Genomic DNA, 15,174 nt, shown 5'->3' with positions numbered 1-15,174 from the left:
TAGTTATGCTTATATCCGCAGATCGCTTCCTTGATATTCCCGTCATGAGTCTTCAGACGGGCTCCGAACTGGCGCGAACATCGCGGGAAATTATCAATCCGAGGAATTTGTCTATAATCGCATATGAGCTCGAGGGGCGGCTTTTGGACCAACATCCTAGTTTACTTCGCATTGACGACGTCAGAGAAATTGGGCCGCTCGGTATGATTATCGATTCGACTGACGAGATTATCGGAATTGATGATGTGATTACTATAAAAGAAATTTATGACATCAATTTTACATTAAAAGACAAGTTGGTTATTGATGAAAAAAATAAGAAAATCGGAAAAGTTATCGGATATACGTTGGCGGCTGGGAATTTTATTATACAACAACTCCGAATTCGGCGACCGTTCTTGAAAAGTTTTGGCGACACAGAGCTACTTATTCATCGTTCTCAGATTATAAGAGTAACCGACGATAAAATTGTTGTAAAATCAGCAACTATCTCGCACATAGCCGAAAAAACACCTATTCCGCAAATAAATTCATACGAAAATCCATTCCGCAAGCAGCCTCGTCCGCAGCCAGAATCTACAAAAGTCGATTAATCATTTGGGTTTTCAAGAGCCTTCTTAATGTCGTCGTAAGAAAAACCCTGCCTAGCCAAATATTGCATAAACTTCTGTTGGTCGCTATATCGATAACGTTTTTTAGCAATAATCTTCCGCAATTCCTCGTCATCAGAGCGAATATTCTCTTTAACTAACGACTCAATCGTTGTATTATCAATTCCCTTTTGCGCCAGTTCCAATTTCAAACGACGAATACTGGCGCCTTTTTTCATGAACCGCTGCTCAAACCAAAATCGAGCAAATTTTTCATCGTCCAAATATTTTTTCTCAATAAGACGATCCAAGACGCGCTCAGCAATCTCCGGTTTTGCCCCAGAACGTTCAATAATTTTTCCAGTTTTCACTGAACGTCGACGAGTGGCTAGCGTTTTCCGACGTAGGTAATCGCGCACTTCTTTGATGGCTCTCGGACGCATTAAGCAGTACTCTATAGACCTAGCATACAACTTGCCAAACTGACTATCGTCTTCTAATTTCGAAATTTCCTCTCCCGTATATTCGCGACCAATCTTAATGCCGAGCTCGCCGACCTGAAATACGTCCAAACTAAAACGATATTTCCCGTCAACACTTACATTGACACGATTTTTATCACGAGCCTGAAGAGAAATATCGGTGATTTTCATAAAACTATTATAGCGCCAAAACTATGCGCTAGCTACTAGTGGACTATTCGACCACCTCAACCACTTTGCCATGTACGCCGTTATAACAAGCAGCAGCACGCGGCTTAGTAATAACTGGCAGTTGGCGCGGAATGGCACTCATATCGACATCGCCAAGCGTACCAGCCTCGACACACCCAATCGTAATGTGTGGACGAAATCCATCGATATCCAGCCCTGGATGAATGTCGTCCAGTATTTCAAGCAACTTCCGACGTACTTCAATCATCCAGGAGGTTTTCTGTACGCGCAGTTCAACCCAAACACAGTTACCAGCTTCATCTGGCAAGAAGTTGACACCGTCAAGTACCAGTTTGTCTAGAGACGGCAGCGCGGCGGCAGCTAACTTGAGACGCGGTATATCCTGCTCAGTTACATTAATCAGCGTTGCGTGTGGAATAAACTCACCGAAATCAAGGTTCATTTTTTCTGACAGCTCTCGAAGGTAAGCGGTCTGCTCGTCATCAAAAATAAGATTAACTGACGCCATGTGGTGTTCGGCTGAATATGCGGTTTCTGCTGCGCGCATTAGTTTTCTCCTTCTTTTACTTTCTCCCGAACCTTCTGGTCAATTTCCGCCAGAACCTCAGGATTTTCCTTCAAATAATTCTTCGTTTTGTCGCGCCCTTGACCAATCGTTTCGCCGTTATATTTATAAAATGCACCCGACTTTTCAATTATACCATGCGTTGCCGCCAAGTCCAGAATATCGCCAGTTTTACTGATTCCCTCGTTGTACATAATGTCAAATTCAGCCACGCGGAACGGCGGTGCGATCTTATTTTTCACGACCTTAATTTTCGTGCGGTTACCAATAATATCATCGCCAACTTTAATCTGACCAATTCGACGAATGTCAATTCGCTGCGACGCGTAAAATTTCAAGGCATTACCGCCAGTTGTCGTTTCAGGATTGCCAAACATCACGCCAATTTTCATACGAATCTGATTGATAAAGATCACCGTAGCTTTTGACTTATTAATAATTCCCGTCAATTTACGTAGAGCCTGACTCATCAATCGAGCCTGAAGACCCATATGAGAGTCACCCATATCGCCATCAATTTCAGCCTGTGGCGTCAAGGCAGCTACCGAGTCAACTATCACCAAATCCACCGCGTTCGAACGAACCAACGTTTCCGTAATTTCCAATGCTTGCTCGCCGTTATCTGGCTGAGAAACCAACAAATTTTCCGTGTCCACGCCCAGACGCTTAGCGTATGCTGGATCAAGCGCGTGCTCGGCATCAATAAACGCTGCCGTTCCACCCTGCTTCTGAATTTCTGCAATAGCGTGAAGCGTCAATGTTGTCTTACCCGAGCTTTCTGGACCATAAATTTCTATAATACGACCTTTTGGATATCCGCCACCAAGCGCCAAATCCAAACTCAAAGCACCAGAAGGAATTACTTCAACATCAACTTTATGAGCCTCGCCCAATTTCATAATTGATCCGTCGCCAAATTGCTTGGTGATTTGATCCATCGCTAGACCAAGCGCCTTAAGCTTACCTTCATCAACTTTTTTATCCGATGCCTGACTTGACTTTTCTGGATTTACTGTTTTACTGTCTGATTTTGCCATAGCATTCCCTCCTTAGTTACTTCCTTTATTATACCGATTTGTCGCAAGATTTGCTATAATTACATTCATGAATAAGCGAAACGGTTTTACTATTATTGAACTTTTGGTTGTAGCGACTTTCTTGATTATTATCGCAATCTTAGGTTTCTCACAATATACAAAATTGACCAACGAATCAAACAATGCCAAAAAACGCACCGCGATTAACGCCATGCATTATAGCCTGGAAGAAGGTTTTTACGTTAAAAACGGCTATTACCCAGAGAAGTTAGAAGAAGGTACGCTTCCGACTATGGATCCCGCGTTGTTAAAAGACCCGCAAGGTAAGAAAATTGGCGAAAAAGACAGCAGTTACCGCTATGAATCTTCAAATTGTAATGACGGAAAATGTAAGTCATACAAACTTGTTGCGACGCTTGTCGATGAAGATGACTACGTAAAAGAAAGTCGCCATAAATAATTAGCTAATCATCACAAACAGGACGACCATTCTTAAAGTCTTCAATGGCATTATTTATTATCGCAATTTGCTTGCGTGGATTTGCCACAAAATGGAATATATATGTCGTTTCTTCACCTTCGGTGCTGAGGCGAATCGTGCCATAATTGAAAAGAGTCTGAATAATGCCTGATTGGAGGAAGCTTGCATCCTCAATGCTGCCTAAGCTCACCGTTTGCTCGTGCCGATAAAATAAACTACCCTGGATTTCCTGAATCACACTTTCGTTTGTCATGTAAAAGTGATTTTGCAAATATATCCACAAGGACACCGCACCACCAAGCGCAACCAGCCCAATAAGCAACATTGCCACGCCAAACACATCGGTCAGTGAAGGCATCGGCGAGATAATTGCGTCACGAGCAATTGACGGATAAAACATCACAAACACCATAATCATCACCACCAAGAAAACCGAAATTCCCGTCGGGATTAGCATACCAATCGGATGACGTTTAATGTCCAAAATGATATATTCGCCTTCGCTCAAATTGAGATTCGGGTATTGCTGAACTGATTTTTCGTGTTTTTGTTTCAGATCATCGCTAATAGTAAATGGCTTCGGGTCAATATCCCTGGCAACATGGACAACTTGCGGCTCATTGGCATATTGACTACGCAATCGTGGATCAAAATTTTCCCCATCGATAATTTCCGGCCTTGCCGTCACATAAGAATTCGTCTGCGCCACAACTGGAGCTGGGCGACCAGTTTGCGGTGGATGATGATATAGCGGGCGGCCATCAGCATCGTACGCAACAGGCTGTGTTAAATCTTCCGACGAGGATGTTTGTGGATTCATGCCTATATTATAACATGACAGGACTTAAGATAGTCTTGTTTTTTGGCGATAAACTTTTATAACTATTGTTACTACACTGATTGCAACCATTCCAACAGCTGCAGCAATACCAAGCCACGACGATCCACTCTTGCCTTCATTATTATCCTCGGATTTCTTCTGAGTTTTCCTCGATTCTATCTCATTAACACTACTATTCTCCTGAAGTTTTACGTCTTTACCACCAGAATCCACGGTAGCTATTTCCTTTTTACCACCACCGTTTACTTTATTACTCGAAGACACGTCAACAGGTTTACGATTTGTATTTTCTTTTTTACTATCATCTTTCTTTGCTTGGTTCTTTTCATACTCTAACATCTGATAATATCCATATTCTTCCAAATATCCCGGATCAGAATCACAAGCATCACCAATTCCATCCTTGTCATAATCAGCTTGATCTGGATTCGCCACATCTGGACAATTATCAAATTCCCGTTCGTGTTCATCGCCGTCATCACTAACCGTCAAAATCGTCGTCGCTACGTTCGTTAGTCCAGAATTATCAGTCACCCTAAGTGTTAACAGTCCGGAAAACTCCTTAGTAAACGTATAATTGACAAAAGGCTTATCCGTCGTCACGTCATACACGCCGTCTTGATCGACATCCCATTCATATTTCACGATTTTACCGTTTGACGAATAAGAACCGGCGCCATCCAATTCTAATGTGTCGCCAATTTTCGCCACATATTGACGATTTATCCAAGCATTCGGTTTGTTTGTCACACTTTCAACTGACACATTAACCTGATCAACGAGCTTATCATTATCATCGACTTGTAAATATGCGCCGCCCGTTCTTTCAGCCAAAGACATCACAGGTGCCATCGCATCATGTCCAGAAGTGTCAATAATATATATTTGAGCCGGATCAACGGCATAAGCAGCATCAACGATAGATTGTTCGGTTAGCTCAGTGACTGGTTCTGGATCTTTAGCCGGAGCGTCACCAATCACAATCATAATCTTTTTTACTCCCGCTCGCCACTGTAGATTCAGCCCCGCCTTAATGCCAGAATAAACAGATTCTTCATCATCGCCGCCATTACCGAGTTGAATAGAATTGACAGCCTTGTTAAACACCTCGGCACTACTCGTAAAAGCTGTCTCAATTTTGGACGGATAGTCTCCCGAGCTTCCGCCACAACACGGATGATCTTGATAAGTAACCAGTGCAAATCTAGCGCTCTTGGTTTTCGAACTGATCGACTCGACTATATTTCGAATGTTATTTCTAACAGCGCTAATTGAACTGTCCATCGAACCGGTCGTATCAATAGCAAATACAATATCAATATCGCCGTTCGTTTTCGTTATTGGTTTCACCAAATTAGGCAGTGGTACTTTTTCGCGAAGTGCTGACATATAATTGCTATGCCCAAAGAAGTTCGGGTGATACCACGAACTCATATTGAATGCATTTGGCTCAAGGAATTCATGAATCCAACGATCGTGATTCCTCTTAAATATTGAGGCGTCTGGCTCATGTCCAGAAAACCGCTTTGGTAAACTATCAATAAAAATCACTTTCTCTTTACCGAGGCTTTTATTATATTCCTCAACCACCTTTTTCTGGCGTAAATTACCCTCCAGCCCCAACTTACGCACTTCACTAGCAACCGAAAAATCGGATAGTTTCTCGCCATTATCAAGCGCTAGTAGCGGGTATCCTAAAAGCACTATTTTCGCGTCTGGACGTAAACGAGAATTAAGCGATGATAAAATGGTTTTCATTCTATCTTCTAATTTATCCAGCAGATTCCTGGCGTCGTTAATTTTTGTTTTGCAATCTGAAGCAGATCTTATTGCGACCACAAAACAAGACTTAACAATGCCGTCAAAATCCAAATCATTTCCACCAATCGTCATCATTACCATATCTGTGCTGCGATCCACGCTATCAAGTTGTCGTCGAATCGTATAATTACATCTTATATTGACTCTTTTCTGATTTTTTCCGCGCTTAGAGCCAATCGTACTACTTATGATTCTATAAGCAACTTTTAAGTCGTTATTCGGTTTAATATTGCAAATATCCTTATCTTCTGCGTATTTAATAACCTGTTCATTAGTTACCAGCTTATTGGGATCATCGCTAATCGTTTTTACGACATTACCCGCACTCCTATCCTCCAAGAAATCATTAATTTTAGCTCCAGAGCAGGCGCGATTTATAAGCGTTACCGACAGACCATTGCTGCTTAGCCATCTTTTATACATTTCCGCCCAGTTATTACTGTTGCGATGACAGATATTAGGACCGTATTCATACCCATCGGCACCATTGCCAGCCGAATAAGAATCGCCTAGTAATGTAATCGTAAGTTTCTTTCCTGCGTAATTATAAGGGACAACTTCGCCTTGAGCCGACTGTTGTATAAAAAGCCCAAAAATAATAGCCACAAAGAAAGATAATATAATAACTCTAATTTTCATATTAGTTGCCCAAGCCCTCTACTGATACATATACTACTTTTTCGTCACCTATCCCCACGCTGACCTGATATTTCCTACCCTCTATATCTTTATATCCTACAAAATATTCCGCCCCAGACCTCTCTTTGTCCAGTTTCCAGCCAGAACTTTCAGCGTATCGTTGCAGTCTATTTAACAAATCACTCACCGACCCATTTTGAGGCATCTCATAATATCTATCGACTGACGGATATGTACTCTTTTTTAAAAATCCGCGTTCTGTAGGTATGCGATGTCTTTCGCGTGACGATTTCAGCTTTAAGCCCAAAACGCCCTTTTCAGCCATTGGATCTCGTGCCATATTCCACACTTCCACATACGCCGGCAGCCAAGTTAAAAAATTGACCAGCCACAAACCAGCCAAAATTCCTATCAAAATTATAAATCGCCGTAGCCAGCGCCTAGCTTTAGAGTTCTTAACTGGTGATGTCGTTGCTTGTTTTTTGCCCATGGCGGCTCCTAGTTAAGTTTGTCTGGTTTTATTAAAGCACAAAAAGCCGAAGAATACGATAACTATTTCTCCAAATGTCGCTTTGCCCTAATCGTTACTCGACGACCACGCGGTGTGCGCTCAATAAAACCAATTTGCAGCAAATACGGTTCATAAAAATCCTCAATTGTCGTCGCTTCGTCGCCGGTCAACGCCGCAATTGTTGTTAGACCAACAGGATTATCACCATAATTTTCCAGAATCGATTGTAATAAATTACGATCAGCCGGATCCAAGCCCAACTCATCCACTTCCAGCATTTCCAAAGCGTTGGTTGTAGTTTTTACATCAATTATTCCGTCGCCATTAACGTCGGCGTAATCACGGACGCGCTTAAGAAGTCTATTGGCAATACGCGGCGTCAAGCGTGCTCGCGTTGACAATAGATTCGCCGCTTCACTTCGAATTGACGACTCCAAAATCTTCGCACTACGCGTCACAATTTTCGCAATATCCTCTGGCGTGTAAAATTCCAAACGATAAATATGCCCGAACCTATCACGCAAAGGCGCCGCCAAACTTCCGGTTCGCGTCGTCGCGCCAATCACCGTAAATCGCGGTAAATCTAATCGAATTGATCGCGCTGCCGGACCTTTTCCAATCACAATATCCAGCTTAAAATCTTCCATTGCGGAGTACAAGATTTCCTCCACTGATCGTCCCAACCGATGAATTTCATCGATAAACAGAATATCGCCGTCCGACAAATTAGTCAGAATCGACGCCAAATCGCCCGCTTTTTCAATAGCCGGACCACTAGTAATCCGCAGATTCGTGCCCATTTCATTAGCAATCACCGTCGCCATAGTTGTTTTACCAAGCCCTGGCGGACCATATAATAATACGTGATCCAACGGTTCGCCGCGCTTTTTAGCCGCATCAATCGCCAAGCGTAAATTACGCTTCAATCTTTCCTGACCAACATACTCAGCAAAACTCTGCGGACGCAAACTAACTTCAATTCGCTGCTCTTCAGAATCGTCATCATGCGAACTTGTATCAACTATTCTTTCAATTGCCATACACTAATTATAGCATTTATGGTATAGTATTAGTATCTACAATTAAACTAGGAGTTTACAATGCCGGAATTTGATGCCAAAAACCGAAAAAAAGACATAAGAGAAGTATATGGCCAAGTCCCAGAAGGAATTAGGATAATGTCAGAGGCAGTGCCGTATATTTTGGCTGAGCTAGGATTAGCGCCTTGCGACGAATCTGAAGGAATTGAGTCGACCAGGGTCGCAATTGATGTAAAAAATATTAGCAACACCTTAACCGAGCGAGGATATGGCAATTTAGAGCAAACAAAAGAATACGACCCCAAATCAACAGAAATTGCAAAACACGTAATTGACTTACTAGTAGGATATCCATTTTTATGGTACGATAGAATCGCATCGAAAGAAGGCGCTTCTGACAAAGAGCAGGCCGAGACATTTGAACAAAAAACGTGCAATCACCAATTTGGTGATCTGCCTGGATTATATGGGATTACTGGCATACAAGGTCAGCTATTGCGCCGTAGTGTTCAGAGCTTTCATGACTACGACAGGCTAACAGCCGGCGACATAGAAAATCTCATTAGAGAAGCAAAACAGGCAGTTAAGGAAGAAAACGAGTCGTAATAGATATCAATTACTAAAACTCTATTTCTTCAAAGCTTCAGTAACTCGCTGAGAAGTTGGCAAATTTACATCAACGTTTTCGAGCGCCTTAGTGGCATCCGCTAATGTATAGCCCAAAGCCATCAACGCCTCTAAGGCCTCATCGGAAGTGTTTAATTCAGTCTGCAATGGAGTTTCCGTTCGGCCGTAATGAGTAGGCAGACCAACTTTATCGCTCAAATCGACCACCACTCGCTCGGCAGTTTTTTTGCCGACGCCAGTGGCCTTTTGCACAAAACCGCTGTCAGCATTAGCAATAGCATTGCGCACCTGCTCGGCATCACCCAAGCTTAAGATAGCCAGCGCAGCCTTCGGGCCAACCCCCTGAACCGTGATTAGCATTTCAAACAGTTTTTTCGCCGCCAAACTCGAAAAACCAAACAATTCTTCAGCTTGCTCGCGCACGTGATGATAAGTGTAAAACTTTACCTCTTGATCTAACACCACCGCGTCAAAATCATTAGTCGCCACGCTAATTTCATATCCAACACCATGAACATCAATGACTAACGAGCCGTTAAACTTCTCAGCAACTTTCCCAAAAACATGTGCAATCATATTTCAATTATACCCGATTCATCGCCGCGTGTGTAATTGCTGCAGCCAAAGCATCCGCGCAGTCATCCGGCTTCGGAACATCTTTCAAACCCAAATTAAGTCGCACCATTTCCTGGACCTGCTTTTTATCAGCCTTGCCATAGCCGGTCAAAGTTTGCTTTATTTGTAGCGGCGTATATTCAGCAATCGGCATTCCAGCTTTTCGCCCAGTCAACATCGCCACGCCGCGTGCTTCCGCCACAGAAATCGCCGTCGTAACATTGCGCGCAAAAAATAGCTTTTCAATCGACATAACATCAGGATTTGTTTCGGCAATAATCTCGGTCAGGCTATCGAAAATATCTTCAAGCCTTTCGTCAATTGGCGTATGTGCCGGCGTCGTCACAACTCCCGCCGTGACCATCTTGAACTTGCCACGAGAAAAATCAATCACACCAAACCCCAAAATTCCCGTTCCTGGGTCAATCCCGATAATTCTCATATCTTTATTATAGCAATTATTTACCGCTTGCGGATTTAATGCGTTCACGGATTTTTCGTACAAATTGCGAAATTTCCCATCGCCACTGCCATACGCCGTAACCGACGGCCAGTAAACTCACGCCACCAAACACCCACCAACCCCAAGTAGCGCCAGCGACTTGTTTAACTTCAGCTGCCGCCGAACCAACAGTTGGCATATTTGCAGATTTTATCTTTCGACATCGCTTAGTTTGTGGGTTACGTTCAAATCCTTCTGGGCATTCTTTTGCTATATCGTCAGTGGAGACAATTTTCTTACATCGACCCGTAGATGAATTGCGGAATTGACCTTCTGGGCAAGGCTTCAAAGTTTTTGCCGCAGCTGATGCGATAGATCGGCATCTGCCAGTCTCTTCACTACGATAATAACCGTCTTTACAGGGAGTAATAGTTTTTGCCGCTTCAATTTTTCGACAACGGCGAGTTTCTGGATGACGGTATTGGCCAACAGGACAAGGGTTTTCAACGGGCGGAATGGCAATTTTCACACATCTACCCAGCACATTTCGTTCATAACCGCTCTGACAATCTGGATATTCCTTAAAAATATTAGCGGCGCCTTCAGTGATGGCAAATGTCCGAGTCCACTCATCATCAACAAAACTCCACGAAGCGCCTTTTGGCATACTACTATATTCAGCGGCGGCATCAATTTTCGAGCCAGCCTCATCCAGTAAATAAACTTTTCCTTTTGTTTTTGGCAATTTCAGCTTCGTATTTTTTATTTTGATCGTTAAAAATTCGCCAGGATTTAATTCGATGTCACCAATATTTTCACGAACGCCAGAATCGCCAACCGTCAATTTACAGCCCGTCGTAATGACGTTTTTTTCGCCAGAATTGATAATCTCAATGAATTGTTCATCAACATTCGACGCGATTTCACTTAACTTCAAACCTTCACATTTATTCAACTCCTTTGAAGATTCAGGGTTGGGCTCTGGACTTTTACAATTCGGACGCGAATACGGCACAATTTCCTGATTGTTAAGATTTTTACCTGACAAAAATTTCGAATCAATAATATTTTCATCAATAAAACAGCGCCAAACAATTTTCACACCGCCTTTAATCGGCGAACCTGCAGACTTTGAATTATTTCCCCAGCCGACAGTATCTGCGACCGACCCATCCGAACGCAACAACACGACCGATCCATCATTCTGAGCCAAACCTAAATTATTATCAAACTTTATGGCGCCCGCCAACATCTTATCATTCGACAAAACCAAAAATCCGTTCGCTAAGATTACTTCATCCTTGAAAATTTTTCCAACGGCTTGAGCGCCAGATCCAGTGTGATACTCTATTTTCCAACCAGCCAAATTAACATTCTGATTCGTCGGATTATAAATCTCAACATATTTTTTATCCTGACTAATCTTTGAAATTAATATCGTCGCATTTTCTTCTGTTCTTTCATCTGAATTATCTATTTTTGGTGGCTCAGATTCAGGGTTTGGCTCAGATTTTGAAGACTCATTGGTAGCAGGATTTTCGCTCGGACTATTTGTAGACAAATTCTCTGTTGGAGTCTCGAGATTTTCACTTGATTGAGAAGGTGAATTGCTATCGATCTGCTCCTTATCAATAACTGAATCTTTCGCTTCCTCAGCCGATTTAAGACTGTTATCAACAGTCTGAGCGTCATCAACTTTCGACTCTTGAGTAGCACTTGAAACGCCTTCCGCCAAAACCAACGGCGACGGCATTATTAGCGCCGCGGCTAGTATCATAAGTAGTGTGTTGCGCAAATACTTCATGCTCGCTCCTTGCTTATGGTTAATTATCTTTAGTTTAGCGTACTTTTTGTCAAATTAAAAATCGCCCCAGAAAAGGAGCGATTCCTTAAAGCGATGATTTTATTCCGCTGTGATATCCGCGTTTGTATGAACATTCACAACGTCATCCAAATCGTCCAACGCATCAATCATTTTCATCAATTTCTGCGCAGTTTCCATGTCGGCAATTTCTATCGGCGTATTGGCAATATATCGCAGTTCCGCATCTTTAACCTTCAAGCCCTGTTCAACCAATTTATTCCGCACGCTCGCCAAATCTTTCAACTCCGTATACACGATAATCTCGCCGTCTTCCTCGACGGCATCTTCGGCGCCAGCGTCCAAAACCGCTAGCAACAAATCTTCCCCGCTACCTTCGATAGCAATGACACCTTTGCGCGTAAATTGGAACATCACACTACCAGCATCAGCAATTCGTCCGCCATTTTTAACCAACGCAGTTTTTACCTCTGGCAATGTTCGATTGCGATTATCTGTCGCCGTTTCAATAATAACGCCTACGCCGCCAGGACCATAGCCTTCGTAAGCAATTTCCTCCAAAGCCGCCGCGCTCTTATCCGCCACTCGGTCAATTGCTCGCTGGATGTTTGCGCTAGGCATATTTGCAGCCTTAGCTTTTTCAATCGCCATCGCCAAACTTGAGTTCAGAGCTGGGTCTGTGCCGCCACGTGCCGCAATAGCAATTTGATTGCCCAATTTCGTAAAAATCGCGCCGCGCTTAGCGTCAACAATCGCTTTTTGTCGATGAGTTGTAGCCCATTTACTGTGTCCTGACATAATTTCTCCTAAAGTTATTTGCTATTTCAATCTGTTACTATTATACACTACTCCACAATATTTATCTTAGCGAGGTCCAATTTAGTTTGCTTTTTCATCCAAATCATTGCCAAAATTAGCACCACATATAAAACCACACATTGCCACAAATTAATGCTAACTTCCATTTGAGCCCATTCAAATCCAGCTGTCCAATTGGTGACTTGGATCATATAACCAAGTAGCCACGTCGTCGGAATTGCAATCAACGCACCAATCATCGGCACAAAAACCAGTACACCCGACATAAACGTCAGCAGCATCGCTAGCGGCACAAACGGCAAAATCAGCATATTCGCAATTAACGCCACATTACTAATAACACCGAAACTCATCATAAGCAGCGGCAATGTCATAATTTGCGCCGACAAAGTTTCGATTAAAATTTGTCGAAACGCGCCCGGCTCTTTATTGCCAAAAAAGTAAGAATGTAAAAGTGGCGCTAGTATAATTACGCCAGCAAACGAAGCAAAGCTTAATTGCCAGCCCAAATCGCCCCAACCAAATTGCGGATTTATCAATAGCGTAATTGCCGCCGACACAGGAAGCAGAACTAGCGGATGAATTGTCCGACCATAATACCACGCCGCCAGACTCAGTCCCGCCACCAAGCCAGCTCTCGACATACTAGGACTTAATCCGGTCACCGCCATAAAACCAATTATCATAACAGCCGCGCTGAGCATCGCTAAATATTTTGATCGCTTAGCGAATAATCGTCGCGCTAAACGAACTAAAATTGTTAGATTGTAGCCGCTCGCCACCACGATATGTGTCAATCCGGCAATTTTCAAATTGTCACTTAATTCAGTTGGCATGGCACGCCTTAAGCCTAATAAAAATCCCAATCCCAACGCGGATTCTGATTCCGGAATATGCTCGCGAACCCACCCCGCAAACCAATCGCGAACTCCCACCGCCACATCGCCCGGAACTGGCCTTTCGGCACTAATAATTTTCGCCCGATATACGCTTGCCGAAAAAGCCCCAAATCCCGCCGTCATTTTACCCTTAATTCTCACAATATCACTGCGCTTAATTGAGTTTTTATCTGGCGTCGTCACCCAAATTTGTCCCGGCAATTTTTCATTATTCATCCGCAAATTGCCCAACCTAAGAACCGTTTGGCTATTTTTATCGAGATCAGGATCCTCCAAAACTTGACCTTGGATAATTGCAACTTTTCCGATTAACGAATCATAGACCTCCACACCTTTTCTGCCAATTTCACCGCGCCAAAGACCAATCAAAACTCCAGAAATAATTGCTAAAATCACAAAAAATCGCCAGCGCCAAATTGCCACAATTACGAAAATAGCCGGCCCGACCAATAAAAATAATGGGTTCGTCGCAAACGACCGCGGTATGTAATGGATGGAAATTACGCCAATTGTCAGACCGAGACACCACGCCGCCACCAACCAAGAAATATGCAACTTCTCAAATAGCCATCTATTCATACTTAAAGTATATCTACATTTGGAGCTACAAAAAAGACTCCACCAAGGGAGTCGATTTCATCAAATTTGGAGGGTCCACCGGGGCTTGAACCCGGGACACCCTGCTTAAAAGGCAGGTGCTCTAACCAACTGAGCTATGGACCCATTCGGAATATCCGCTTTCTTCATCCTAGCACAAACTAACACAAAGGTCAATGCTTAGCGAGTTTATGTCCGCCAGTATGTAGTGAAAAAATATCAATCAAGCCAAACACCAAGCCTGCCGTAGCAACATACCGCCAATTATTCGCGAAGATCTTATACAGCTCCAACGCCTGTCCGTCTAATGATATATATTTTCCCAGAGGGACAACCAATAGCGCTGCTGTCAAGAACGCGATCCCCACCGCCGAGACAATTCTCTCATGTTTTTTCTGATATCTCGGACCGCTTAAAAGGAGCATAATTAACGGAACCAACGTTAAGACCAATCCCGAAATTACACCATTTGGCAATAAACCAGTTTCCAATTTTAAGCTGTCCAATATTCCTGTCAGCCAGCCACCCCACCATTCTGATAGTAAAAATCCCGTCGCCAACGACAACGCCAATGGACCGAATCTTCGAGATGAAACAAATGCAATCACAAAAACCGCTACTAAAATTGCTCCAAATAGAATTATCACGCTCATTTATCCTCCTCCAAATCAAATTTTACCGGTGACCCAACTACAGCGCTCGCCCGCTTAGCAACACCCGCCTTCACCTCCAACACGTACTTTGCCGGAACTGGTGGCGCATATTTTTCATGCGGCTCAGCATCTGGCTTGACGTTATGCTTTATGTAGACAACGCGCTTTTTATCATTGATCCAAATCATATCGACCGAAAACTTCATATCTTTCATCCACATTTTATGACGATCGTTATGATCAAACACAAACAGCATGGCATAATTCTCATCAATTCCCAGCCTTCCAGACAGACCTTTCCGCTGCGATTCTTCATCATTAGCAATTTCCGCCCGAAGCATCGTCTTATTCAGGTAAATCATTTCCGTTTTTGGCGAAACCGTTCGAAAAGCATAAAAAATTGCCCCACCAATAACCATCAGCATTCCGCAGATAAATATCCATTTGATGACAGTTTGAGTTACTGTCGAGTGACGAGGCTCGTCCATAAACCTATTATAA

At 43.1% G+C, this 15,174-nt stretch carries 17 protein-coding genes and 1 tRNA gene; 3 read left to right on the top strand and 15 right to left on the bottom strand.

The genetic code is table 11. From position 1 onward, the window contains the following. Positions 1-5: 5 nt before the first annotated feature. The gene (locus tag LRM50_RS03125; protein ID WP_243809835.1) at positions 6-593 is read left to right on the top strand and encodes a PRC-barrel domain-containing protein; all 588 of its coding nucleotides are present in this window, start codon (positions 6-8) and stop codon (positions 591-593) included. Here LRM50_RS03125 and LRM50_RS03120 read toward each other — a convergent pair. From LRM50_RS03120 to recA, 3 genes are read right to left on the bottom strand one after another with little or no spacing between them, the layout of a single operon-like run. After that, complete coding sequence (locus LRM50_RS03120; RefSeq protein WP_243809834.1) at positions 590-1,243, bottom strand: regulatory protein RecX; 654 nt, start codon at positions 1,241-1,243, stop codon at positions 590-592. The genes LRM50_RS03125 and LRM50_RS03120 overlap by 4 nt on opposite strands. A 43-nt stretch (positions 1,244-1,286) precedes the next feature. Beyond that, complete coding sequence (locus tag LRM50_RS03115) at positions 1,287-1,811, bottom strand: 2'-5' RNA ligase family protein (RefSeq protein WP_243809833.1); 525 nt, start codon at positions 1,809-1,811, stop codon at positions 1,287-1,289. Then, the gene (gene recA, locus LRM50_RS03110; RefSeq protein ID WP_275973381.1) at positions 1,811-2,866 is read right to left on the bottom strand and encodes a recombinase RecA; all 1,056 of its coding nucleotides are present in this window, start codon (positions 2,864-2,866) and stop codon (positions 1,811-1,813) included. Before recA ends, LRM50_RS03115 begins: the two co-directional genes overlap by 1 nt. 67 nt (positions 2,867-2,933) lie before the next feature. Here recA and LRM50_RS03105 point away from each other — a divergent pair, with 67 nt between their 5' ends. Continuing rightward, the gene (locus LRM50_RS03105) at positions 2,934-3,326 is read left to right on the top strand and encodes a type II secretion system protein (RefSeq protein WP_129637085.1); all 393 of its coding nucleotides are present in this window, start codon (positions 2,934-2,936) and stop codon (positions 3,324-3,326) included. Positions 3,327-3,330: 4 nt separating this feature from the next. Here the strand turns inward: LRM50_RS03105 and LRM50_RS03100 are convergent, their stop codons facing one another. From LRM50_RS03100 to ruvB, 4 genes are all read right to left on the bottom strand, one after another. Then, the gene (locus LRM50_RS03100) at positions 3,331-4,167 is read right to left on the bottom strand and encodes a PH domain-containing protein (RefSeq protein ID WP_232736109.1); all 837 of its coding nucleotides are present in this window, start codon (positions 4,165-4,167) and stop codon (positions 3,331-3,333) included. Between the two features lie 24 nt (positions 4,168-4,191). Next, the gene (locus LRM50_RS03095; protein WP_243809832.1) at positions 4,192-6,648 is read right to left on the bottom strand and encodes a VWA domain-containing protein; all 2,457 of its coding nucleotides are present in this window, start codon (positions 6,646-6,648) and stop codon (positions 4,192-4,194) included. A gap of 1 nt (position 6,649) precedes the next feature. Further along, on the bottom strand, positions 6,650-7,138 hold the full coding sequence (locus tag LRM50_RS03090) for a hypothetical protein (protein WP_243809831.1): 489 nt from the start codon (positions 7,136-7,138) through the stop codon (positions 6,650-6,652). Between the two features lie 62 nt (positions 7,139-7,200). After that, entirely contained in the window at positions 7,201-8,199 is a 999-nt protein-coding gene (ruvB, locus tag LRM50_RS03085; protein ID WP_243809830.1) for a Holliday junction branch migration DNA helicase RuvB, read from the bottom strand. A gap of 60 nt (positions 8,200-8,259) precedes the next feature. Here ruvB and LRM50_RS03080 point away from each other — a divergent pair, with 60 nt between their 5' ends. After that, a complete protein-coding gene (locus tag LRM50_RS03080) occupies positions 8,260-8,805 on the top strand; it encodes a hypothetical protein (protein ID WP_243809829.1) in 546 nt (181 codons plus the stop codon). Between the two features lie 21 nt (positions 8,806-8,826). On the opposite strand, the gene ruvA is transcribed toward LRM50_RS03080, so the two are convergent. From ruvA to LRM50_RS03040, 8 genes are all read right to left on the bottom strand, one after another. Then, entirely contained in the window at positions 8,827-9,402 is a 576-nt protein-coding gene (ruvA, locus tag LRM50_RS03075) for a Holliday junction branch migration protein RuvA (RefSeq protein WP_243809828.1), read from the bottom strand. 7 nt (positions 9,403-9,409) lie between these two features. Then, entirely contained in the window at positions 9,410-9,883 is a 474-nt protein-coding gene (gene ruvC, locus LRM50_RS03070; RefSeq protein ID WP_129631598.1) for a crossover junction endodeoxyribonuclease RuvC, read from the bottom strand. Between the two features lie 16 nt (positions 9,884-9,899). Further along, a complete protein-coding gene (locus tag LRM50_RS03065) occupies positions 9,900-11,687 on the bottom strand; it encodes a lamin tail domain-containing protein (RefSeq protein ID WP_243809827.1) in 1,788 nt (595 codons plus the stop codon). 99 nt (positions 11,688-11,786) lie between these two features. Then, positions 11,787-12,503: a YebC/PmpR family DNA-binding transcriptional regulator gene (locus tag LRM50_RS03060; RefSeq protein ID WP_243809826.1), complete on the bottom strand. Its 717-nt coding sequence runs from the start codon at positions 12,501-12,503 to the stop codon at positions 11,787-11,789. A gap of 47 nt (positions 12,504-12,550) precedes the next feature. Continuing rightward, the gene (locus LRM50_RS03055; protein WP_243809825.1) at positions 12,551-14,002 is read right to left on the bottom strand and encodes a ComEC/Rec2 family competence protein; all 1,452 of its coding nucleotides are present in this window, start codon (positions 14,000-14,002) and stop codon (positions 12,551-12,553) included. A 67-nt stretch (positions 14,003-14,069) separates the two neighbouring features. After that, positions 14,070-14,146 (bottom strand) — tRNA-Lys (locus tag LRM50_RS03050). Between the two features lie 47 nt (positions 14,147-14,193). Continuing rightward, on the bottom strand, positions 14,194-14,673 hold the full coding sequence (locus tag LRM50_RS03045) for a hypothetical protein (protein ID WP_243809824.1): 480 nt from the start codon (positions 14,671-14,673) through the stop codon (positions 14,194-14,196). Continuing rightward, positions 14,670-15,161, bottom strand: a complete 492-nt coding sequence (locus tag LRM50_RS03040) for a DUF192 domain-containing protein (protein WP_243809823.1) — start codon at positions 15,159-15,161, stop codon at positions 14,670-14,672. The genes LRM50_RS03045 and LRM50_RS03040 overlap by 4 nt, the downstream gene beginning before the upstream one ends. Positions 15,162-15,174: the final 13 nt, after the last annotated feature.

The sequence above is a fragment of the Candidatus Nanosynbacter sp. TM7-053 genome (genome assembly GCF_022828375.1).
GTDB lineage: Bacteria > Patescibacteriota > Saccharimonadia > Saccharimonadales > Saccharimonadaceae > Nanosynbacter.
Note: the sequence above shows the minus strand (reverse complement) of the source record. Positions and strands in the feature narration are given on the sequence as shown.